This is a genomic window from Amycolatopsis sp. NPDC101161 (assembly GCF_044768185.1).
Lineage (GTDB): Bacteria > Actinomycetota > Actinomycetes > Mycobacteriales > Pseudonocardiaceae > Amycolatopsis.
Map to the genome: position 1 here is coordinate 553,443 of NZ_JBIWPI010000003.1, position 21,832 is coordinate 575,274.

At 73.6% G+C, this 21,832-nt stretch carries 16 protein-coding genes; 11 read left to right on the forward strand and 5 right to left on the reverse strand.

The window, feature by feature from the left end; translation table 11 throughout:
• Positions 1 to 181: 181 nt before the first annotated feature.
• Positions 182 to 793 (reverse strand): hypothetical protein, encoded by a 612-nt coding sequence (locus tag ACIRSS_RS24375; RefSeq protein ID WP_400898601.1) that lies wholly within the window; start codon positions 791 to 793, stop codon positions 182 to 184.
• Between the two features lie 388 nt (positions 794 to 1,181).
• On the opposite strand from ACIRSS_RS24375, the gene ACIRSS_RS24380 reads away from it, so the two are divergent.
• The 5 genes from ACIRSS_RS24380 (at position 1,182) to ACIRSS_RS24400 (ending at position 9,214) form a co-directional block, all read left to right on the forward strand.
• On the forward strand, positions 1,182 to 1,595 hold the full coding sequence (locus tag ACIRSS_RS24380; RefSeq protein WP_400898605.1) for a DUF2267 domain-containing protein: 414 nt from the start codon (positions 1,182 to 1,184) through the stop codon (positions 1,593 to 1,595).
• A 77-nt stretch (positions 1,596 to 1,672) separates the two neighbouring features.
• Positions 1,673 to 2,044, forward strand: coding sequence for an Hsp20/alpha crystallin family protein (locus ACIRSS_RS24385; RefSeq protein WP_400898607.1), 372 nt, complete (start codon positions 1,673 to 1,675; stop codon positions 2,042 to 2,044).
• 3 nt (positions 2,045 to 2,047) lie between these two features.
• On the forward strand, positions 2,048 to 2,767 hold the full coding sequence (locus tag ACIRSS_RS24390; protein WP_400898609.1) for a type 1 glutamine amidotransferase domain-containing protein: 720 nt from the start codon (positions 2,048 to 2,050) through the stop codon (positions 2,765 to 2,767).
• A gap of 186 nt (positions 2,768 to 2,953) precedes the next feature.
• Positions 2,954 to 8,362, forward strand: coding sequence for a DUF6531 domain-containing protein (locus ACIRSS_RS24395; RefSeq protein ID WP_400898611.1), 5,409 nt, complete (start codon positions 2,954 to 2,956; stop codon positions 8,360 to 8,362).
• A gap of 60 nt (positions 8,363 to 8,422) precedes the next feature.
• Complete coding sequence (locus ACIRSS_RS24400) at positions 8,423 to 9,214, forward strand: hypothetical protein (RefSeq protein WP_400898613.1); 792 nt, start codon at positions 8,423 to 8,425, stop codon at positions 9,212 to 9,214.
• A 73-nt stretch (positions 9,215 to 9,287) separates the two neighbouring features.
• Here ACIRSS_RS24400 and ACIRSS_RS24405 read toward each other — a convergent pair whose 3' ends face one another.
• The 3 genes from ACIRSS_RS24405 to ACIRSS_RS24415 form a co-directional block, all read right to left on the reverse strand.
• Complete coding sequence (locus ACIRSS_RS24405; RefSeq protein WP_400898615.1) at positions 9,288 to 10,217, reverse strand: diacylglycerol/lipid kinase family protein; 930 nt, start codon at positions 10,215 to 10,217, stop codon at positions 9,288 to 9,290.
• Between the two features lie 98 nt (positions 10,218 to 10,315).
• Entirely contained in the window at positions 10,316 to 11,482 is a 1,167-nt protein-coding gene (locus ACIRSS_RS24410; protein ID WP_400898617.1) for a hypothetical protein, read from the reverse strand.
• A gap of 33 nt (positions 11,483 to 11,515) precedes the next feature.
• Complete coding sequence (locus ACIRSS_RS24415; RefSeq protein ID WP_400898619.1) at positions 11,516 to 12,511, reverse strand: putative zinc-binding metallopeptidase; 996 nt, start codon at positions 12,509 to 12,511, stop codon at positions 11,516 to 11,518.
• Positions 12,512 to 12,660: 149 nt separating this feature from the next.
• Between ACIRSS_RS24415 and ACIRSS_RS24420 the strand changes: the two genes are divergently transcribed.
• The 5 genes from ACIRSS_RS24420 (at position 12,661) to ACIRSS_RS24440 (ending at position 16,114) form a co-directional block, all read left to right on the forward strand.
• The gene (locus ACIRSS_RS24420) at positions 12,661 to 12,798 is read left to right on the forward strand and encodes a hypothetical protein (protein ID WP_400898621.1); all 138 of its coding nucleotides are present in this window, start codon (positions 12,661 to 12,663) and stop codon (positions 12,796 to 12,798) included.
• A 72-nt stretch (positions 12,799 to 12,870) separates the two neighbouring features.
• Complete coding sequence (locus tag ACIRSS_RS24425; RefSeq protein WP_400898623.1) at positions 12,871 to 13,416, forward strand: MauE/DoxX family redox-associated membrane protein; 546 nt, start codon at positions 12,871 to 12,873, stop codon at positions 13,414 to 13,416.
• Positions 13,417 to 13,428: 12 nt separating this feature from the next.
• The gene (locus ACIRSS_RS24430) at positions 13,429 to 13,920 is read left to right on the forward strand and encodes a TlpA family protein disulfide reductase (RefSeq protein ID WP_400898625.1); all 492 of its coding nucleotides are present in this window, start codon (positions 13,429 to 13,431) and stop codon (positions 13,918 to 13,920) included.
• Complete coding sequence (locus tag ACIRSS_RS24435; RefSeq protein WP_400898627.1) at positions 13,917 to 15,707, forward strand: ABC transporter ATP-binding protein; 1,791 nt, start codon at positions 13,917 to 13,919, stop codon at positions 15,705 to 15,707. The genes ACIRSS_RS24430 and ACIRSS_RS24435 overlap by 4 nt, the downstream gene beginning before the upstream one ends.
• Entirely contained in the window at positions 15,707 to 16,114 is a 408-nt protein-coding gene (locus tag ACIRSS_RS24440; protein ID WP_400898629.1) for a S26 family signal peptidase, read from the forward strand. The genes ACIRSS_RS24435 and ACIRSS_RS24440 overlap by 1 nt, the downstream gene beginning before the upstream one ends.
• Here the strand turns inward: ACIRSS_RS24440 and ACIRSS_RS24445 are convergent.
• A complete protein-coding gene (locus ACIRSS_RS24445) occupies positions 16,087 to 19,008 on the reverse strand; it encodes a BTAD domain-containing putative transcriptional regulator (protein ID WP_400898631.1) in 2,922 nt (973 codons plus the stop codon). The genes ACIRSS_RS24440 and ACIRSS_RS24445 overlap by 28 nt on opposite strands.
• A gap of 306 nt (positions 19,009 to 19,314) precedes the next feature.
• On the opposite strand from ACIRSS_RS24445, the gene ACIRSS_RS24450 reads away from it, so the two are divergent.
• Positions 19,315 to 21,747: a tetratricopeptide repeat protein gene (locus ACIRSS_RS24450; protein WP_400898633.1), complete on the forward strand. Its 2,433-nt coding sequence runs from the start codon at positions 19,315 to 19,317 to the stop codon at positions 21,745 to 21,747.
• Positions 21,748 to 21,832: the final 85 nt, after the last annotated feature.

A 21,832-nucleotide genomic window follows, 5' to 3' on the forward strand; every position in this document is an offset into this window, starting at 1 on the left:
GCTGCCGCCCGACCTGCTGCGGGACGCCGCCGCGACCTTCGGCCTGCTGTCTGCCGGTGGGTGCGGTCGAGGTCGCCGTTGGTGAGGCCGCGTCGCTGCCGCTGAGCGCCTTCTCCTGGGGTGAAAGCGCAGCATCCACAGTTGACGCCCCGACCGCGGTCGATGCCTGGATGGAGAACCTTCACTCTGCCAGGCCCGCCGCCTCACGGGCAGCGTCGTCGACTGCGTTGCCCGCTTTGGCGGCCAGGTCGGCCAGGTCGGGCAGGTCCGGGTTCAGCTCCCTGGCCCTGACGGCGAGCCGCTCCAGCAGCGCCGCCGAGTTCTGGGCCAGCCGCACCGCGTCGGCCATCCGGTCGTCCGCGGCCAGCCGTTCGATGTGCCAGGCCAGCCCGCCGAGCGTCTCGTCGTCGGTGTCCGGGGACAGGTAGCCGGACAGCCCCGGCGGGTACCGGGTGTCGGCGCGCAGTTCGGACAGCGCGGTCACCACCGAGGGCTCGGCGCTGAACGTGTCCAGCAGGTCGATCAGCGCGAACAGCCTGGCCACGATCTTCGCTCGGCCGGGGAAGCGCTCCAGCCACCGCACCAGCTCGGCCTCGCCGCCGAGGTGCTGCACGATCCGGGTCATCTGCGCGGCGAGCGCGGTGGGCAGCTCAGCGTGGAACATGACGATGAGGGCCACCTGGTCGGCCAGCTCGGCCTGACCGTCCTCGGCCAACTCGTCGGCGACGAACCTCTTGACCAGCTTCGCGTCCAGAAGGAAACCCGGTTTCGGCGGCTGCTCGTGGTCGGTCATGGGCCTCCTAGGTTCAGGACGGCGTCCGCTGTGGACGATGTGTGGACGGCCGGGGACGAGGATGCATCGGATGGCACCGGCGCCGTATCGACCCGGCACGTCGAAAATCAGCACGGCGAACGGGCCTGCCAGACGCATCGGGCGGTGCCGCGGACCAGCACGCTTCGACCTCCCGAGGCCAAAGAAGCCGCACGTTCCGCCATGTCACGGTGAACGGCCGCCACTCACCCGTGACCGCGCAGGCCGAAATATCCTTCCCCTGGAACCATGCCACCGGTGTAATTCACCGATCGCGGCACACCTGTCGGCCTGGCAGGGTGAATCGGCCCGGCGAAATCCGTCCCCGGCGTCGGAGACGCCGCCCGCCCGCGGCTGCCATGCTCGGCCCATGGACTACCAGCAGTTCGTCGACGAAGTGGCCGAGCGGGCCGACGTCTCGCGGGAACAGGCCGAGGCGCTGGCCCGGGCGACCCTGTGGACGCTGGGCGAACGCATCACCGGCGGGGAGGCTCGCCACATCGCCGGGCAACTCCCCGTGGAGCTGCAGACCTCCCTGGTCGCGGCCGAGGAGGAAGCCGAGGGGTTCAGCCTCGACGAGTTCATCCGCCGGACCGCGGAACGGGCCGGCGTGGACCGGGGCACCGCGGACATCGGCACGGCAGCGGTCTTCGCCACGCTGCGCGACACGATCAGCGGTGACGACGTCCGCCACATGATGAGCCAGCTGCCGCTGGAGTTCAGGGAAGTGGCGCCCGGCCCTCGTCTCTCGGACGTTCGAGCAACAGGAGGAGACCTACCATGACGCTGCCCGTCAGGCGTTCTGTCGGCCAGACGGATCGATGGAACCCCTTCCACGAATTCGAGGATCTTTATCGACAGGTGGACCGGCTCGCGCAGTCGGCGCTGGGCACCGCACGGGACGGCGGGCCGTGGCTGCCGGCCGGAGACGTCTCGGAGACCGACGACGCCTACCTGGTCGAGCTCGAACTGCCCGGCGTCCGGCGGGACGACGTCGACGTCGAGCTGTACGGCAACGAGCTGGTCATCACCGGTGAGCTGAAAGAGCGGGAGCGCAAGGGTTTGCTCCGGCGCCGCACCCGCAGGGTCGGCGAGTTCGAGTACCGCGTGACGCTGCCCGGCGACATCCGCGCCGACGGCATCGAGGCAGCACTCGACAGCGGCGTGCTCACCGTGCGCGTCCCGAAGGTGGACGCCGCCAAGCCCAGCAAGATCAAGATCACCGGGAGCTGACCGATGACCCGAATCCTGGTGGTGCTCTCCGGCAGCGACCACTGGACGCTCGAGGACGGTACCCGGCACCCCACCGGCTACTGGGCCGAGGAGTTCGTCGTGCCGCACAACGGGTTCCGTTCCCAGGGGGTCGAGGTGGTGGTCGCGACCCCGGGCGGGGTGGCGCCGACGGTGGACCAGCGGAGCCTGGACCCGGAGACGGTGGGCGGCGAGAGCAAAGCCACCGCGTTCCGCGACTACCTCGACGCGATCGCCACCGAACTGGCCCGGCCCATGGTGCTGGAGCACGCGGTGGGGCACGTCGCCGACTACGACGCCATCTACATCCCCGGCGGGCACGGGCCGATGGAGGACCTGGCCGGCTTCCGGCCGCTCGGCGAGCTCCTCGTCCAGTTCTTCGACACGGGCCGCGTCGTCACGGCGGTCTGCCACGGTCCGGCGGCACTGCTCTCGGCCGACCGGCGCAACGGCGACTGGCTGTTCGAGGGCAGGCGACTGACGGGGTACACGAACGAGGAGGAGCGCCTGGTCGGCCTCGCCGAACGCGCGCCGTGGCTGCTGGAGGACCGGCTGCGGGAGCGTGGCGCGGACTTCAGGACGGGCGCGCCGTGGGAGCCGCACGTCGTGGTGGACGCCAACCTGATCACCGGCCAGAACCCGGCGTCGTCCCAGGCGGCGACCGACCGGACGCTGAGTGAATTGCGCGTATACAACGCACTGTGACGGCGGCCTTCACCGACAGCGCCGGCGTTGCGGCCGGACTTTCAGGCCCGGCGCCAGGTCGTATAACGATCTATACGACAAGGCTGACGCGATCAGCCGCCCGACTTGTCCGGAGTCGAGGCGCCGGGCGCGGCGGGAGCGCGGTGGTCAAGATCGCTGTGCTCACGCCGCTGCTAGCGTGCTGGGGTGAGCAACCCGCTGATCGCGCAGACCCAGGACTCGACAAAGGCCTACTCCGGCATCTCCCTCCTGGAATCCGCCAACGATCTCTCGACCGCCATCAAGAGCGGCGACTGGGCCTCGGTGGCGATGGGCGCGGTCGGCACGGCGCTCGACGCCCTGTCGATGGCCATGGACCCGTTCGGCGCGATCCTCGCCGCCGGTGTCAGCTGGTTGATGGAGCACGTCGGCCCGCTCAAGGACGCCCTCAACGCGCTCACCGGCAACGCCGACGAGATCCAGGCCCAGTCCGAGACCTGGGCCAACGTCGCCAAAGAGCTCGGCAGCGTCTCCTCGGACCTGACCGACGCCATCAAGGCCGACCTGCAGTCGTGGTCCGGACCGGCCTCGGACGCCTACCGGCAGCGCGGACAGGACGTGTCCACCACCCTGGAAGCGGCGCAGAAGGGCTGCGAAGGCGCCTCCAGCGGCGTCAAGACCGCCGGCGAGGTCGTGGCCGCGGTCCGCACGCTGGTGCGCGACATCATCTCCGAACTCGTCGGCCACCTGATCAGCTGGGCGCTGCAGGTCGTCTTCACCCTCGGCATCGGCCTCACCTGGGTCGTTCCCCAGGTCGTCACCGCCGTCGCGAAAACCGCCTCGAAGATCACCGACCTGGTCACCAAGCTCGTCAAGGCGCTGAAGGCCCTGGTGCCGCTGCTGAAGAGGGCAGGAACGCTCTTCGAGGACGCGGGCAAGGCGCTCAAGAACCTCAAGGTCGGCAAGACCGCGCCGCCGCCCAAGGTCCGCGACATCAACGGGACCCCGAAGGCGCCACCGGTGAAGACCCCCGGCGGCGACGGCGGAGGCACCCCCAAGGACCACACACCCCCACCGGCGGCCAAGGGCGGCGACGACGCCACCCACACCTCCAGCACCGGCGACGGCGGCTCTCACGGCGGTGGCAGCACCCCACCACCGCCGAAGGCCGACGAGGCGCCGCCGGTCAAGACCGACCCCGAACCGCCGCCGGCGCAGACCCCGAAGGGGCCGGGGGACGACAAGACCGTCACCTCGAGCTCCGGCGGCTCCGGCGGCGGCAAGAGCATCAAGGACAGCAACGCGAACCCGCACGAGAACGGCACCCCGCCGCCGGACCGGTCGGTGTGCGGCGACCCGATCGACGTGGCGACCGGGTGGATGCTGCTGACGCAGACGGACCTGGAGATCCCCGGCGCGTTGCCGCTGGAGGTGTCGCGCACGCACATCTCGTCCTACCGCGCGGGCCGCTGGTTCGGCCCGTCATGGGCCTCCACCGTGGACCAGCGGCTCGAGGTCGAGGACGACGGCGTGCACGTCGCGCTCGCCGACGGCAGCCTCCAGAGCTACCCCGTGCCGGTGAGCTCCCCGGTGCTGCCGGTGGCGGGCCCGGCACGGCCGCTCCGCCGGGTCGAGGGCGGCTACCTGGTCGAGGATCCGCAGCAGCAGCACACGCTGTTCTTCGAGGAGTCCGCCGACGGCGTGTTCCCGCTGAGGACGATCTTCGACGGCGACGGCAACCGCGTCGATGTGGTGCCCGGTGCGAACGGGGTGCCGGCGGAGCTGGTGCACTCCTCCGGCGACCGGGTGCTGTTCGACAGCGCGGGCGGCCGGATCACCGCGCTGCGGGCGGCCGACGGCACGGTCGTCGCGAGCTACTCCTACGACGCGCGCGGCCGGCTGGCCCAGGTTGTCGACGCCGCCGGCACGCCCACCCGGTTCACCTACGACGCCGACGGCCGGATCGTGCGCTGGGAAGACGTCAACGGCCGCTGGTACGGCTACGGCTTCGACGCCGTGGGCCGGGTCGTGCGGGCTCGCGGCACCGACGGCTACCTCGACTGCACGATCGACTACGACCGCGAGAATCTCGTCACGAGCGTCACGGACTCGCTCGGCGCGGTGCGCCGCTTCCACCTCGACGACCGGCTCCGCGTGATCGCCGAGACCGACGCGCTGGGCCACACCACCAGCCTCGCCTACGACGAGCACGGCAGGCTGCTCACCCGGACCGATCCGCTGGGCCGCCAGGTCCGCTACGAGCGGGACCGGGCCGGCCGGGTCGTCGCGATCACCGCGCCGGACGGCACGCGGTCGCTGACCGAGTACAACGAGCAGGGCCGCCCGGTCACCGCGATCGGCCCCGACGGCGCCACGTGGCGCTACGAGTACGACGCGCGCGGCAAGGTCACCGGTGTCGTCGACCCGCTCGGTGCCCGGACCTCCTACGCCTACGACGAGCGCGGCAACGTCGCCGTGGTCACCGACGCGCTCGGTGGCACCACCCGGATCTCCTCCGACGCGGCGGGCCGGGCGCTGACCGTCGAAGACGAGGACGGCGCCGTCACCCGCTACACGTACGACCTGCTCGGCCGCACCACGTCGGTGACCGACGAGCTGGGCGCCGTCACCCGGTTCGCGTGGGCGGCGGGCGACCAGCTCGCCGAACGGGTCGAGCCGGACGGCGCGACGTGGCGGTGGCAGGACTCCGCCGTCGGGAACACCGACGAGAGCACCGACGCGCGCGGCAACACCACCCGCACCGAGTACGCGCAGTTCGACCTGCCGGTGGCCGAAACCGGCCCGGACGGCGCGCGGCTCGCCTACGCGTACGACACCGAGCTGCGCCTGGTGGCGGTGACCAACGAGCAAGGCCTGATCTGGCACTACCGCTACGACCCCGCCGGGAACCTCATCGGCGAGACCGACTTCAACGGCCGCACCCTGCACTACCGCTACGACGCCGCCGGGCAGCTGATCGCCCGGACGAACGGTGCGGGGGAGACCACGACGCTGGAGCGCGACGTGATGGGCCAGGTGGTCCGCCGCGTCACCGGCGAAGACGTCGCGACCTTCGCCTACGACGAGGCCGGCCGCATGGTCTCCGCGCGCAACGCCGACGCCGAGGTCACCTTCGCCTACGACGCGCTGGGCCGCGTGGTCGCCGAGACGGTGGACGGGCGCGTGGTGCGCTCGGAGTACGACGAGCTCGGCCGGCGCCGCGCGCGCCACACGCCGTCGGGCGCGATGTCGCGCTTCGAGTACGGACCGGCCGGCACGCTCGCCGCGCTGCACGTCGGGAACCGCTCGCTGCGCTTCGAGCACGACCTCGCCGGCCACGAGCGGGTCCGCCGCTTCGGTGCCGCGGAACTGCGCCAGAGCTGGGCTCCGGGCGACCGGCTGGTGGCCCAGACGGTCGTCGCGGGCAACCGCACGACCCAGCACCGCGAGTACGGGTACCTCGCCGACGGTTACCTGGCTTCGGTGGCCGACGCGATCACCGGTACCCGCACCTTCGAGGTGGACCGCTCGGGCCGCGTCCAGGCGGTCGTGGGCCACGGCTGGCAGGAGAACTACGTCTACCACCAGACCGGCGTCATCGCCCAGGCGCAGACTCCGGGAGCGCCGACGGCCGGGCCGCGCGAGTACCGCGGCACCCTGCTCACCGCCGCGGGCGCGGTCCGCTACGCCCACGACCCCGAAGGCCGCACCACCCTGCGCGGTGCCGGGCCGGCCGGTCCGCAGTGGCAGTTCCGGTGGAACGCCGAGAGCCGCCTGACCTCGGTGCTCACGCCCCGGGGCGAGCACTGGCGCTACCGCTACGACGCGCTGGGCCGGCGGGTCGCCAAGCAGCGCCTCACGCCGGACGGCCGGGTGGCCGAGCAGGTCCAGTTCGCCTGGGACGGCGACGCGCTCGCCGAACAGGTGCGCACCGGGCCCGGTCAGCCCCCGGTCGCCACCGTGTGGGAGTGGGAACCGGGCACCGGCCGCGCCCTCACCCAGACCGAACGCGTCCTCGGCGCGCCGGGCGAGCGGTTCCACACGATCGTCACCGACCTCGCCGGCACGCCGAGCGAGCTGCTGGAGGAGTCCGGTGAGGTCGCGTGGCACCGCCAGGCCACGCTCTGGGGCAAGGTCCTCGACGGACCGGGCCGCACCACCACGCCGTTGCGGTTCCCCGGCCAGTACCACGACGCCGAAACCGGGCTGCACTACAACCTCAACCGCTTCTACGACCCCGAGGCCGGCCGTTACCTGTCCCACGACCCGCTGGGCCTCGACCCCGGCCCGGACTCGCAGGCCTACGTCCACAACCCGACCGCACTGGCCGACCCGCTCGGCCTCGCCCCGACCGTCACCCCGTGCGCGGCGAAGAAGAAGCAGCAGGCGGCCGCCTCCGGTTCCTCGAAGTCCAAGGTGAGCAAGGCGAAACAGCAGTTGGTCGGGACCGGCGGCGCGGGGCCGAGCAAGAAGGCCCCGAAGGTGAAGACCAAGCCGGACGGCAACCCCGCGAAGTCCGACGGCTCGTACGGCACGACGAAGCACGAGCAGGCGCGCACCTGGGAGAAGTACCAGAACGAGATCAAGAACGACTCGACCTGGAAGGACCCGAACAAGCTCGTCAGCGGCAAGACGCACGAGTCCGAACACCCGATCGGGTACAAGGCCATCGGCGGCGACGAGTTCCAGCGGGCGAACGCCCACGACACCCAGATCCGTGACGGCGTCAAGGCCGGCGATCGCGGGCCGAAAACCGCGGACGAGGCCGCCAACATCAAGGACGCCCGGCGCATGGAAGACGACGCTCCCGCTTACCAGGAGTCGGCGCAGGCGCACCGCGACAACATCGGCACCGGCGTGCGCGGCGAGAAGGACGGCTCGGGGTTCAACGCCGACACCTACCGCGAATCCCTCGGCAACACGTTGCGGGAAGGCCGGCCGAGCGACGGCGTCCAGCTCAACCAGCTCACCTACGCCCACCAGCACAAGGACGGGGGCATGATCGACAACCCCGCCTACATCAGCGACAAGAAGACCCCCGGTGTGCCCCAGCGAATCCAGAACTGGGAGCCGAACCCGCACTACAAGAACGACATGGAGACGCCCAACGAGCCGAAGATGACCCACGCTGAGCAACCCGCTCCCGGACGGGACAGCTTCCGGCCGACCGCGGGCACGGTCCAGGGCAAGGTCGCCGACGACTCCTACCACCACATGGTGGACAAGATGGAGGGCAAGTCGGTCGAGTACAGCGACGGCACCGGCGGTGTCGGCAAGCCGGGCGGCACCACCCACACCCCGCCGGTCTCGCACGACGACGTCATCGAGATGCACACGGCGCGCGACGTCGTGCGGGACGGCGCCGGAGTGTCCAAAGAGGACATGCCGATGTTCCTCCACGACAAGGAGATGGGCCACCGCCTCGGGCAGCCGACCGACGCGGACAAGCAGAAGTACTGGGGCGACGACGTCAAGGACGTCGACATGTCGGACCAGGCGGTGCGGGACCGGATCCAGGCGCAGCAGGACCGCATGCAGCAGATGGTCGGCCAGCAGCGCGCCGGTCGCGAACCGGGCTGGGCCGCCGACCCGGACGCCATGGAGGTGGACGGCTGACCGGCGTGCGGACGAGAGTGACCCCGGCAAGCACGACCCCCGGCTCGAGGATTGGACGCAATGGGACGCTCGTCGGTGTTCACCTTCCAGTACATCGCCATCGACACGGAGGCTGGTGTCACGCCGGAGGAGTTCGAGACCTTCGTGCGTGGTGAAGGAGTTCACCTGCCCTTGTACCCGGGGTGGCGGTGGACTCTGCTGCGCGGGTTGCGCGGAGAGCGGACCGGGCAGTACCTGATGTTGTACGAGATCGAGAGCGCCGAGCAGCGCGACCGCTACGTCACGGCCCGGGGTGAGCAGACCGAGCCGGCCCGGCAGTTCTGGGCGCAGCACCCGGAAGCGGAGGCTGTGCTGGCGCGGTGGCGACGGCTGGGCACATACGGTGAGCTGCCGACGTTGTTCACCGACTACCGGCTGCTGGCCGACAACCCGCGGAGCACGGTCACGCCCGGCCCCCGCTACCGCGACCGCCCGGGGGAGGAGCCCGTCGCCCGGGTCGTCGGGATCCACAACCTGGCGTTGCGCGCCGGCGTGACCGAAGAGGTGTTCGACCGCTTCATCGCCGAGAACCACCACCGGATCGACGACTACCCGGACTGGCGGTTCCACGTGCTCAAGGGCGAGCGGGGCAACCGCCTCGACCAGTACGTGATGATGATGGAGATCGCGAGCCTGGAGGCGCTGGACGTCTTCTACCCCGAGCCGGACATCGCCACCGGCGAGGCCGCGGAGTTCGCGGCGGCTCACCGTGACACCAAGCAGATGTACGAGGAGTGGAAGCAGCTGGCGTCGTTCTCGGGTTCGCCGCAGATCTACACGGACTACCTCGCCGTCGCGGAGAACCCGGCGTAGCCCCGCACGACCGGACTGTCCCGGGATCGCGATCGGCAGGTGAGCGAAAGTGCGGGCACGGTGACTCTGAGCTTCAGTGGGTTGTCGGCCCCGGGAGCAGGACCTGCAACGCTCCCGGCCGGATCTCGCACACGATCGGGACGTCGAGCTGCACGGGTTCACCGTCGATGCCGGCGGGCAGCTGCGCGTCCTTGCTGTGCAGGGTGATCCGGGTCGCGGTCCAGGTGACGATTCCGGCGCCGGGTGGTCCGGCGTGGCCTTGTTGCCGCAGTTCCGCCAGTTCCCGGCGCAGGCGGGGGAGCAGATCCGGCGGTGGCGAGCCGTCCGGGTGCTTGATGACGATCCCGCCGAGCCGGCCGGTGTCGAGCGCGGACCGGTGGCCCAGCCGGCGCAGCGCGCCGAGGTCGTACGGGTTGTTGGACACGAGGACGATCTGCGGGCCGTCGATCGGGCCTTCCGGGGTGTCCACGACGGCATCGACCCGCTGCTCGCCCTGGAGGTATCCCGGCGCGATTTCGGCGAACGTGCGCGCCTTCGCCTCCCGGTAGCCGGGTGTCAGCAACGCGTCCGCGTAGGCCCCGAACGAGACGTTGTTGACGAAGATCCGGGAGCCGACCCGGCCCAGATCGACCGGGCGGGGCGCGCCCGCCCGCAGGGCGTTCAGCGCGGACGCCGGGTTTCGGAGGTCCAGGCCCAGATCACGGGCGAAATGGTTGCGAGTTCCCGCCGGGATCACCACCAACGGCAGGCCGGCCTCGGCGGCTTCCGCGGCCACCGCGGCGACCGTGCCGTCGCCGCCGGCGACGCCGAGGATCCCGGCTCCGTCGGTGATGGCGGCTCGGGCCAGCGACGCCACGTCCTGGCCCGGGCCGGTCAGCCTGACTTGCGCGCCCATCGCCTGGGCCCGCTCCGCCAGCCCGAAACGGGCCACCTTCCCGCCTCCGGAGTGCGGGTTCATCACCACCACGGTGCCGGCGGACGACTGGTCGGCGCCGTTCGTCATCACGATCTCCTGCCGGTCCCGGGCGGCCTGGCCCCGACGACGCTATCGGATGTGAAGTACACGCGGGAGAGGCTGTGGGCCTGCACCGCCGGTCCGGGTTACGGCGCTGCGGGGTCCGGCTGCAGGGTGAGGTAGACGGCGCGGACGGCCAGGGTGCGCTCGATCTCGTCGATGATGGGGGCGAAGAACTGCTTGCGGTGCTCGGTGTCGCTCATCGAGGTGACCGCGAAGTACATGCTGCCGAAGCCCGCGAGCAGAGTGGCGTTGCGCAGCAGGGCGACCGGGACGCCGGGCAGCAGCGGCGAGATCGCCGGCTTGGCGCCGATCCACTGTTCGGCCGCGGCGGGCGTCACGATGATCACGCCGAGGAGGACGAAGAAGGCGAACAGCGCGAGGCCGACCACCGCGGCCTGGACGAGCTGGCGGGTGGCGAGCATCAGCAGCAGGTTGCGCTTCTGGCGCCCGTTGAGGCTGACCGCGCGGACGGGCCCGTCGATGGTGACGGCGGCGAGCGGGGTGCCGGCGCAGGCGGCGGTCAGCATGGGTGGGCTGAAGTCCTGCTCGACCCGGCCGATTTCGTCGCGGAGGCGGGCGGCCGCGGCGAGGACGGTGACCGCGGCGAAGAGGGCGACGACCAGGGCGAGCCGCCACCAGGCGAGCTGGTTCATCAGCTGCCAGAGCTCGCCGGTGAAGAAGAGGAACAGGGTGACGAAGAGCAGGACCGGCAGGGCGCGGCCGAGGACTTGCACGCTGTTGCGGAGGTCGGTGATCGCCTGCTTGATGCTTTGGCGCACGAGGGTGCCGAAGCCGTAGGTGGTGGCGAGGGCCGTGGCCGCGAACGCGGCGGCGAAGAACACCAGGAACGCGAGAACGCCCAGCGCGCGGGCGCCCGGGAGGGTGATGGCGCCGTCGAAGGCGAGCTGCAGCAGCGGCACCGCGACCGGCATGGCGGCGTAGGCGGCGAGGATGGCGATGGTCGCGCCGCGGGAGAAGCGGGGGAGGCGCCGGACGAACAGCGAGATCGTCACCCAGGCCGCGATCGTCACCGCGATGACCACGCCGAGCAGGACCCACCGGCCCGAGCCGGCCGTCTTGAGCGGGACGAGCCAGGCGAGGCTGGCGAGCATGACGAAGGTGAGCGCGGGCAGCATCCGCGGGAGGATGTGCGCGGTGAAGCCGTACCCGGCGATCATCGTCGGGGTCCCGCGGCGGAGGAACCAGCGTTCGGTCCGCTGGACCCGGGCCCGAGGTGAAGAGGTCGGCATGAGGAGATGATTCCCGGCGGCTCCGGGCCGGGCTCACCGGGCCCGGGCCGCCGCGACGGTCGCGTCGGCGAACCGGAGCTTGTCCTGGACCACGGGCGACAGCGTGAACGGGTACAGGTCGTCCTTGCCCATGCTGCGGTTGAGCTGGTTGAGCGCGCGCGACAGCGGGATCCAGGTCGCGATCAGGTCGTCGACGTCGTCGGTGTGGTCCTCGGGGACGGCGTCGACCCGGCTGCCGGGATGGGGCGCGATCGGCGTGCCGGCGACGAGCACGCCGAGCGCCGCGGCGGTCTGCACCGTGTCGCGGATGTGCAGGAGGTGGGCGAAGGTCTCGGCCCAGTCTTCCCAGGGGTGCGCGGCCGCGTAGTGGCTGACGTGGGTGTCCGCCCACTCCGAGCCGGGCGCGCTTCCGTAGTGGTCTTCCAGCGCCTGCCGGTAGTCGGCCCGTTCGTCGCCGAACAGGGTCCGGAACGCGTCCGGCGTGCCGGCGATGAGCAGGTCCCAGTACCAGTGGCCGATCTCGTGGCGGAAGTGGCCGAGGAGGGTGCGGTACGGCTCGGCCAGCCGCGCGCGCAGGCCTTCGCGGAACCCGTCGTCGCCTTCGGCGAGGTCGATGGTGATCACGCCCGAGGCGTGGCCGGTGGTCACCGGCCGGTCGGTGCTGGAGAGCAGGTCGAACGCCAGGCCGTGCGCGGGATCGGTCGTGCGCGGGGTCACCGGGAGGCCGAGGTCGTCCAGCTGGTAGAGCAGCCGTCGTTTGGCGGTCTCCGCGGCGCGGAAGGCTTCGAGGGCCTCGACGTCCTCGTCGGCCGGGCGGGTGCGGGTCAGCGCGCAGCAGCCGCACAACGGCTCGGCGGTGGCGATCCAGTTGCACCCGGCGAGCTCCGCGTTGGCGCAGCGGGCACGCCCGGCCGTCTGGACCATCGACCGGGTCGCGCGGTCGTAGCCCACGTCGGTGCCGCACACCACGCAGGCCGAGTTCTCGAAGAACAGCAGGTTCGCGCAGTGCGGGCAGGTGAACGTGCGCATGCGGGGTGAATACCCGCCGCGAAGCCGGTGAACCGGGCCGGCGGGGTGATCCGGGACGCAGGACGGCACCGCGATTTCCTCGATAGCGAACGGATAGCACGGCTGAGCCACGATCACCCCGTCGATTCCCGCTGACGAGAGGAGTGATCATGGCTCGCATGATCAACACCCTGGGCGACCGGTTGCTGGGGCTGTTCCTGCGCGAGGTCAAGGCCGGCGCCTGCGTGCCCGAGCACGGCCAGGTCTGCAAGACGCTCCACTACGACTGCTACGGCAGCTGCAAGTAACGGTGGCGCTCGCGCCTTCCCCGCCGCGGTTCCCGTGGCGGGGAAGGCGTGGCCCGGCAAGGGAGGTCACCGATGATCAGCGCGCAGTTCGTGCTCGCCGTCCGGGTGCTGGCCGGGCTCGTGTTCGGGGTCGCGGCCGTCGGCAAGCTCGCCGGGCGGGCGCGGCTGGCGGAGTTCGCCGCGTCGCTGGCGCCGCTGGGCCGGTCGCCGGTGGGCTGGCTGCCGGTCGCCGCCGGGACCGCCGTCGTCGAGCTGGCCGTGGCCGGGCTTGTTTCTTTCCCCGCCACCGCCCGGCTCGGGCTCGGGCTGGCGACGGCGGTGCTGCTCGTCTTCTGCGCCGCGATCGCCCGGTCGATGCGGGCCGGCCGCCGCGTCACCTGCCGCTGCTTCGGCCGCTCCGGGGCGGTGCTCGGCCGGGCCCACCTCGTCCGCAACGCACTGCTCGCCGCGGGGACCGCCGCGGCGGCCGCCGTCCCGCCGGGACCGGCGCTCGGCCTCGACTCCGGGGCGGCCGCCGCGCTCGTCGGCGCGTTCGCCGCGCTCGTCGCGATCAACTGGGACAGCCTGGCCGGCCTGGTCCGCACCGCGGACACCGCCGGCCGCCGGGCGAATCACTGAAAGAGGTATCCCATGTCATTCCTGGTGGCCGTGGTCGCGGTGCTGGCCGTGCTGACGGTGCTCAACCTCCTGCTTTCCGCGGCGATCATCCGGCTGCTGAACGAGCAGCGGCGGCCGGCGCTGCCCGCGCTGCCGGCGGCGGGCACCGAGATCGGGGCGTTCGAGGTGACCGACGCCGACGGCGCGACCGTCACCGACCGGGAGCTGGACGACGCGCTCGTCGCGTTCCTGTCGCCCACCTGCGGGCCGTGCCGGCGCCTGGCCGGGGAGCTCACCGAGCCGGCCGTCGCCTTCATCATCGACGGCGGGGACCGGGACGCGGCCGTCGAGTACGCGGCCGGGCTGGGACCCGCGGTGCGCGTCGCCTTCGTCGGCGACCGCAGCCCGGTGGCGGCGGCGTTCGGCGCGGGTGACGTCACCCCGACGCTGATCCGCGTGCGGGACCGGCGGATCACCGCCGCCGGCCACGACCTCGACGCCGTGCGCCCGCAGCCCGTTCGATGAGCCTGGTCCGGGCGGCCGGCCCCGCGTTCGGGGTCGCCTGGCGCGCGTCACGGGTGGCCACCGGCGCCACGATCGCGCTGGCGGTGCTCGCCTCGGCCCTGCCGGCGGCGTCGGCGTGGCTGGGGAAGCTGCTGTTCGACGAGCTGACCGGCGGCCGCGACCAGGGCCTGATCGTGCTGCTGGCCATCGGCTCGGCGGCCGGCCTCGCCTGCGCGACCGCGATCACCGCGGTCGCGTCGTACTGCACTTCTCTCGTGCGGGCCAAGTCCGCGATCGAGGCGGAGGACCGGCTGGTCGGCGCGGTCGGCGCGCTGCCGGGACTGCGCCGGCTCGAGGAGCCGGCGTTCCTGGACCGGGTGCGGCTGGCCGAGCAGGGCGCGCAGGAGGCGGCGCCGGCGGTGCTGGCGCTGACCGTCGAATCGGTGCGCACCGCGGTCGCCGTGCTCGCGTTCGGCGGCGCGGTCCTGCTCGTGTGGCCGCCGATGGCCGGGCTGCTCGCCGTGTCCCTGGCGGCGGCGGCGATCTCCCAGCTCACGCTGTCCCGGCTGCGCGCGCGGGAGGCCGAGGCGATGATGGCCACCCACCGCGAGCGGTTCCTGTTCCGCTCGCTGTGCTCGGACATCCGGGCGGCCAAGGAGATCCGGCTCTTCGGCCTCGCGGACCTGTTCCGGTCGCGGATGGTGGCCGCGGTCCGCGCGGCCACCGCGAGCGAGTGCGCGATGCAGCGCCGGATCGCGGTCGCCGGGGTCACCGCCGCGATCGTGTCGGCGGTGGTGGCCGGCATCGCCCTCGTGGTCGCCGCGACCGGCGCCGCCCGGGGGTCGCTGTCCATCGGCGACGTCACCCTCTTCACCGCCGCGGTGGCCGGCATCCAGTCACCGGTGAGCACGCTGCTGGGCCAGCTCGGCCGGGCCGGCGGCTCGCTCGGGTTGTTCCGGCACTACCTCGACGTCGTGACGACCGAACCCGACCTGGCTTCCGGAACGGACGCCGTGCCCGCGCTGCGCGGCGGCATCGAACTGCGTGACGTGTGGTTCCGCTACGACCCGACCGGCCCGTGGGTGCTGCGCGGGGTGAACCTCGTGATCCCCGGCGGCGCGGCGGTCGGGCTGGTCGGGGTGAACGGCGCGGGCAAGTCGACGCTCGTGAAGCTGCTGTGCCGCTTCTACGACCCGGACCGCGGCCGGATCCTGTGGGACGGCGTGGACATCCGCTCCTGCGACCCGGCCGCGTTGCGGGCCCGCATCGGCGCCACCTTCCAGGACTTCACCAGCTACGACCTGACCGCGGCCGACAACATCGGCATCGGCGACGTCGCCCGCCTCGGCGATCTCGACCGCGTCCGCGCGGCGGCCCGCCTGGCCGAGATCGACCCGGCGCTGTCGGCGTTGCCGCGCGGCTACGAAACCCTGCTGTCCCGGGCGTTCCTGGACGTCGACGACAAGGCCGGGGCGGCGCTGTCCGGCGGCCAGTGGCAGCGGGTGGCGCTGGCCCGGTCGCTCATGCGAGCCGAAGCCGACCTGCTCATCCTCGACGAACCCAGCTCCGGCATGGACGCCGACGCCGAGGCCCGGACCCACGAGACCCTGCGCGCCCACCGGGCCGGCCGGACGAGCGTGCTGATCTCCCACCGCCTCTCCGCCCTGCGCGGCGCGGACCGGGTCGTCGTGCTCGGTGGCGGCCGGGTGATCGAACAGGGCACCCACGACGAGCTGCTCACCGCGGGCGGTGAGTACGCCCGGCTGTTCTCGTTGCAGGCCAAGGGATACGCGATGGTGGAGGCGTGATGGCCGGACTCGCCGCGGTCGTGGCGGTACTGGTGCTGCTGGTCGTGCTGCTGCGCCGCCGGTACGTGGTAGCGCGCGTCCGGGGCCACAGCATGTCCCCGACCTTCCGCGACGGCGAGCGGGTGGTCGCGACCCGGCGACGGCACTACCGCGTCGGCGACGTGATCGTCTTCCGCGCGCGAACCGGGGCGAAGGACGTCGCGTGGCGCATCAAGCGGATCGCCGCGGTCGCCGGCGACCCGGTGCCCGCCTGGCTGCCCGCCGACCACCCGGTCGTCCCGGCCGGCCGGGTGGTGGTGACCGGCGACAACACCCGCCACAGCCAGGATTCCCGCCAGCTCGGCTACATCGACCTGGCCGGCGTCGCCGGTGCGGTCCCTCATCGCCCCGCGCCGGAGGGCACCTGACAGTCGATCTCCGCCAGCACCTTTTCGACGCCGACCCGTTCGACCGGGCTGTCGAACCGGTCCTGCAGGCGCAGGGACGCGTGGGCGACGCGGCGGGCGGCGGCGCGGTCGCCGGCGGCCAGCTCGATCGAGGCCAGCGCGAGCAGCGCCGCGGACTCGGCGTCCGGGCGGCGGGTGCGGCGGGCCAGGCCCAGCGCGCGGTCGGCGGATCTCCGGGCGGCGGGCAGGTCGCCGTTCGCGCGATGGGCGTCGGCTTCGGCGGTGAGGCACCAGGTCTGGCCGATCGGGTCGCCGTTCCGCTCGGACAAGCAGCGGGCCTCTTCGGCGAGGCCGGCCGCGGCCGCCGCGTCGCCGCAGGCCAAGGCCGTGCGCGACACCACGAGCCGCACCTGCGCCCGGGTCTTCCAGTCGCCGGCGGCGTCGGCCAGCCGCAGGGCCTTCGTGCCGTGCAGCCGCGCCGCTCGGAGGTCGCCGAGGTGGTCCCGGTACAGGGCGGCCAGCGTGGCGTGGCCGCCCGACATGCCCGCCAGGTTGCCGGACTTCCGGAAGCACACGACCGCTTCGCGCGCGGCGGTGATCGCGCGGTGCCAGTCCCGGCACCGCTCGTACGCGTCACCCAGCTTGGTCAGCACCTCCGCCCGCAGCGCGAGGTCGACGTCGGCCGGCGGCACCTCGGTCAGGATGGCGACGACGTCGGCGTACCGGCCGCGGTGCATCCGCGCCGTCGCCGCGACCAGCGCCGCGGTCACCCGCACCACCGGGTCCGCGCCGGCGACGTTCGCCAGCCGCGCGCCCGCCCGGGCGCCGTGGTCGGCCAGGTCGAGCCGCACGAGCGGGGCCCGCAGCACCAGCAGCAGCGCCGCCGCGGACCGGGGCAGGCCGCCGCGCACGGCCAGGCCGAACACGGCGAGCAGGACGTCGACGTCCGCACCCAGCCACGGCAGCGGCTCCCGCATCACCCGCTCCAGCACGTCCTGGTCGAGGCGCGCGGCGGTCTCGGCGAGCACCGGGTACCCGGCCCGCGCGCCCAAGAGGCCCTCGTGGGCGTGCCTGGTCAGCGCGACCGCCCACCCGGCCAGCCGGTCCAGGGCGCGCGGGTCGAGCAGCGGACCGATCGTGCGGCAGTAGGCCCGCACGAGGTCGTGCATCCGGTAGCGCGGCACCCCGTCCCGCCCCGGCCCGGCCCGGTCGAGCAGGTTCATCGCGCACAGGTGGGCCAGCACTTCGTCGGTGCGGGGGAGCGGCACGTCGAGCGCGGCCGCGAGCGGCCAGCCGGTGAACGTCGGCGACCCGATCGCCGCCAGCGCCAGCATCGCGGCCCGCGCGTCCCGGTCCAGCAACCGGAAACTGGCGTCGAGGCTGTCCCGCACGCTCCGCTGCCCGACCACCAGCTCCCGCATCCGCCGCGACTCGTCGGACAGCCGCGCGGCCAGCTCCGCCACGCTGAGCTTCGGGTACGCGGCGAGCTGCGCCCCGGCGATCCGCAACGCGAGCGGCACGCCCCCGCACGCCTCGAGCACCGTGGCGACCGTGTGCTCGCCCTCCGCCAGCCGGGCCGCGCCCGCCACGTTCGCCAGCACCGTCGCGGCGACCTGGTCGGACAGCGGCGCGAGCGGCACCCGGACCGACGGCTCGATCTCGGGCAGCACGGACCTGCTGGTCACGATCGTGGCGCAGCCCGGGTCGGCGGCCAGGAGCGGCTCGATCTGCCGGGCGGTGGCGGCGTTGTCCAGCACCACGAGCACCCGCTTGCCCGCCGTGCGGCTGCGGAACTCGGCCGTGCGCTCCTCGACGCCGGCCGGGACCGACCGCGCCGGCACGCCGAGCGCCCGCAGGAACGAGGCCAGGATCTCGTGCGGCGCGGCCGGCCGGGCGTCGGCGCCCCGCAGGTCGGCGTAGAGCTGCCCGTCGGGGTAGGCGTGCGCCGACGCCGCGCCCGCGTGCACGGCCAGCGCCGTCTTGCCGATCCCGGGCATCCCGGTGACCAGCACCAGCGGTGACGCCTCGGTCCGGCGCGCCAGCGCGGCCCTGATCGCGGCCGACTCCGGGTCGCGCCCGGCGAACCCGGAGGCCCGCGGCGGCAGCTGGGCGGGCACCACGGTCACCGCCGGCGGCGCCTCGACGGCGAGGATCTCCGCTTCCAGCGCGAGCAGCTCCCGGGACGGGTCCACCCCCAGCTCGTCGCGCAGCACGCGTCGGGCCTCCTGGAACGCCGCCAGCGCGTCGGCCCGCCGCCCGGCGCGGTGCAGCGCCAGCATCCGCCGGCGGTGCAGGCCCTCGCGCAGGGGGTGCGCCTGGACCAGCGCGGTCAGCTCGGGCAGCAGCCGCGGGGCCCGCCCGCACGCGATCTCCGCGTCGATCCACTCCTCGGCCAGGCAAATCCGCAGCTCGTCCAGCCGGGGCAGTTCGGCACCGGCGAGGTGCGCGCTCACCCCGCCCAGCGGCGTGCCGGTCCACCGGTCGAGCGCCGACCGCAGCAGGCCCGCCGCGTCCGCGGGATCGTCGGCCGCCCGCGCCGCGCTCAGCAGCCGCCGCACCTCGCCGACGTCGGCGAGGCAGTCCAGCAGGTACCCGCTCGGCACGGTGACCACGGCCGCGGCCGCGCCCGCCCGGTCGAGCGCGGCCCGGAGCTTGGACACCTGGATGTGCACCTGGGTCCGCGCGGTGGCCGGGGGCCGCTCGCCCCACAGGGCGTCGATCAGCCGGTCCACCGACACCGGCTGCCGGCAGGCGAGCGCCAGCGCGGCGAGCACCGTGCGCCCCAACCGCCCCTTGACCGGTACCGGTGTCCCGTGGACCCGCGCGCCGACCGGGCCGAGCACCGTGGCTTCCAGCAATCCCGTGCCTTTCGAGATCGGTGGCGTGTGCGTCCGCTCCGAGACGTGCTCGACCACGCCGTGACGATGGGATTTCGTGCGCTCGGCGGTGGTGGGTCCTCCCGCGGCGCGGTGATCAGCGGGCGTCGGCCTTCCCCAGAAAGTGCCGCCCGGTGGCGAGAGCGCTCGGCTCCCCACCCGCGCCTTCCCCAGCCGGGTGCTGCCCGCTCTCGCGGTGCCGACGGTGCCAGCGGCTCGCGAGCGCCGTCAACCGGCCCGAAAACGTTTCGCGCTGACCCGAAACATGCGGCCGCTCCCCGGATCGCGCCGCCGCTTGTCCGTTTTGGACGGAGCCGGTGACGCAACCGCGGCCACCATGGCGGTATGGCGTTCACCGAACCCCCCGATCCCGGCCACGCGCGCACGCTGGACGAGCTGGTCGCGCAGCTGCGGCTGCTCAAGACGTGGGCGGGTGGCCCGTCGTACGCGCAGATCGCCGAGCGGGTCAACCGGCTCTGGACCGCGGCCGGGCGCCCGCCCGGCGAGCGCACGGCCCGCACGACGGTCGCCGACTGCTTCAAGACCGGCCGCGCCCGCCCCAACACCGACCTGGTGCTGGCCGTCGTCGAGGTGCTGCACCCCGCCCCGGGTTACGTGGCCGCCTGGCAGGAGATGCTGCGGGTGGTCCGCAGCCGCGCGGAGGCGGCGACCTTCGTGCAGGCCCAGCTCGGCCTGCCCGAGGCGATTCCCCACTTCACCGGGCGCCGCGCGGAGCTCGCGCGGCTGTCCGCGGTGCTCGGCGACGCCGTGGGCGGGCAGGTGGCGGCGATCGCGGGCATGGCCGGGGTCGGCAAAACCGGGCTGGCCGTGCACGCGGCCCACGAGCTGCTGCGCACGGGCCGGTTCGACAACGCGCTCTTCGTGAACCTGCGCGGTTTCCACCCCGACCCCGGCCGGCCGCCGGTGGACCCGGCCGCGGTGCTCGACTCCTTCCTGCGGCTGCTCGGCGTGCCCGGGCACGCCGTACCCGCCGACCTGCCGGGCAAGCAGCGGCTGTACCGGGAGCGCTCGGCCGGGCGGCGCCTGCTCGTCGTGCTCGACAACGCACGCGGTGAGGACGAGGTCCGGCCCCTGCTGCCCGACGAACGGGGCGGGCCGGTGCTGGTCACCAGCCGCACGGCGCTGTCCGGGCTGAGCGGCGCGGTCCACGTGCGGCTGGACGTGCTGGATCCGGACGAGGCGGTGGCCTACCTGCGGCGCACCGTCGGCGCGGAGCGGGTCGACCGGGAGCCCGGAGTCGCCCGGCGGATCGCCGCCGAGCTGGGCAACCTGCCGCTCGCGCTGACGCTCGCCGCGTTGCGGATGACCGCGCCGGCCCACCGGTCGTGGCGGCTGGCCGACCACCTCGAGCGGCTCGAGCAGCGGCGCGCGCACCTGCGCCTGGACAACGCCGTGGACGCGTCGATCAGCCTGTCCTACGACCAGCTCGGCGAGCCCGAACAGCGGGCCCTGCGGTTGCTGGCCCTGCACCCGGGCGCGGACCTGGACGCCTACGGCATCGCCGCGCTCGCCGGCGCCGGCCTGGCCGAGGCGACCCGGACCGCGGACCGGCTCGCCGCCGCGAGCCTCGTGCGGCGCCGCGGGGCGGACCGGCTGGAGCTGCACGACCTCGTCCGGGCGTTCGGGCTGGCGCGCGCCCAGGACGAGGACGTCTCCGCCGGCCGGCGGGCCGCGCTGGCGCGTCTGCTCGACTACTACGCGTTCGCCGCCGTCACCGCGATGGACCGGTACGCGCCGCGCGTGCGGGAGCACCTGCCGCGCGTCCCCGACCCCGGCTTGCCGATCCCGCCGCTGGCCGACCGCGCGGAGGCGGCCGCGTGGCTGGACGCCGAACGGGCCAACCTGGTCGGGGTCGGCGTCCACGGGGTGGCGTCCGGCCACGCGGGACTGCTGTCGCGGATCCTGTTCCGGTACCTGCAGACCGGCGGCTACCTCAGCGAGGCGCTGGTCCTGCACACGAGCGCGGCGGAGTCGGCGGACCCGGTCGCCCGCGGGCACGCCCTGGTGAGCCTCGCGGCCACCCACGGCCAGGTCGGCCGCTACGAGGCAGCGACGCGGTCCGCCGGCCAGGCGCTGGACTGCTTCCGCGGGGCGGAAGACCGCTGGGGCGAGTGCCGGGCGCTCGGCACGCTGGGCGCGATCGCCTCCTGGGACGCCGACTTCGCGCGGTCGGCGGGGTTCCTGCGGGAGGCGCTGGCCCTGGCCCGCGAGGTCGGCGACCGATCGGGCGAACGCACCGCGCTGACCAACCTCGGCTACGTCCACGGCCGGCTGGGACGGTCCGCCGAGGCGCTGGAGTTCCACGAGCGGGCGCTCACCATCGACCAGCAGGTCGGCGACCCGAGCGACACGGGCCGCACCCTGCTCAACATCGGCGACACGCACCTGCGGTCCGGCCGGCACGCCGAGGCCCGCGGGTACTTCCGCCGCGCGACGGCCATCGCCGAGCAGGCGGGCGACCGGGACCTGCACGTGGAAGCGCTGCTGTGCCTCGCCGACGCGTCGGCGGAGCTCGGCCGCACCGACCACGCCCGGGCGACGCACGAGTGCGCGCTCGCGATGGCGGTGGACCTCGGCAGCCTGCACCAGGCAGCCCGCGCGCACACCGGTCTCGCCCGGGCCCTGACCGCGCTGGGCGACCCGGTGCGGGCCCGGCACCACTGGCTCGCCGCCCGCGACCACCACCGCGAGCTGGGCCTGCCGGAGCCGGCCGAGATCACCGCGGGCGTCGGCGGGGCGGTCACCGCCGGCGGGTGAGGGCGTCCGGGTTCGTCCGGGATTGCTGCCCGGGCACGTGGGTGCCCGCAATGCTCGCAGCCGGCGCGGGATCGCGGAACCGCAT

Coding starts and splice junctions, on each gene's coding strand:
- ACIRSS_RS24450 (WP_400898633.1), top strand. CDS start 19,315: ATGGCGTTCACCGAACCCCCCGATCCCGGCCACGCGCGCACGCTGGAC.
- ACIRSS_RS24420 (WP_400898621.1), top strand. CDS start 12,661: ATGGCTCGCATGATCAACACCCTGGGCGACCGGTTGCTGGGGCTGTTC.
- ACIRSS_RS24400 (WP_400898613.1), top strand. CDS start 8,423: ATGGGACGCTCGTCGGTGTTCACCTTCCAGTACATCGCCATCGACACG.
- ACIRSS_RS24375 (WP_400898601.1), bottom strand. CDS start 793: ATGACCGACCACGAGCAGCCGCCGAAACCGGGTTTCCTTCTGGACGCG.
- ACIRSS_RS24410 (WP_400898617.1), bottom strand. CDS start 11,482: ATGCCGACCTCTTCACCTCGGGCCCGGGTCCAGCGGACCGAACGCTGG.
- ACIRSS_RS24405 (WP_400898615.1), bottom strand. CDS start 10,217: ATGACGAACGGCGCCGACCAGTCGTCCGCCGGCACCGTGGTGGTGATG.
- ACIRSS_RS24415 (WP_400898619.1), bottom strand. CDS start 12,511: ATGCGCACGTTCACCTGCCCGCACTGCGCGAACCTGCTGTTCTTCGAG.
- ACIRSS_RS24435 (WP_400898627.1), top strand. CDS start 13,917: ATGAGCCTGGTCCGGGCGGCCGGCCCCGCGTTCGGGGTCGCCTGGCGC.
- ACIRSS_RS24380 (WP_400898605.1), top strand. CDS start 1,182: ATGGACTACCAGCAGTTCGTCGACGAAGTGGCCGAGCGGGCCGACGTC.
- ACIRSS_RS24430 (WP_400898625.1), top strand. CDS start 13,429: ATGTCATTCCTGGTGGCCGTGGTCGCGGTGCTGGCCGTGCTGACGGTG.
- ACIRSS_RS24425 (WP_400898623.1), top strand. CDS start 12,871: ATGATCAGCGCGCAGTTCGTGCTCGCCGTCCGGGTGCTGGCCGGGCTC.
- ACIRSS_RS24440 (WP_400898629.1), top strand. CDS start 15,707: ATGGCCGGACTCGCCGCGGTCGTGGCGGTACTGGTGCTGCTGGTCGTG.
- ACIRSS_RS24390 (WP_400898609.1), top strand. CDS start 2,048: ATGACCCGAATCCTGGTGGTGCTCTCCGGCAGCGACCACTGGACGCTC.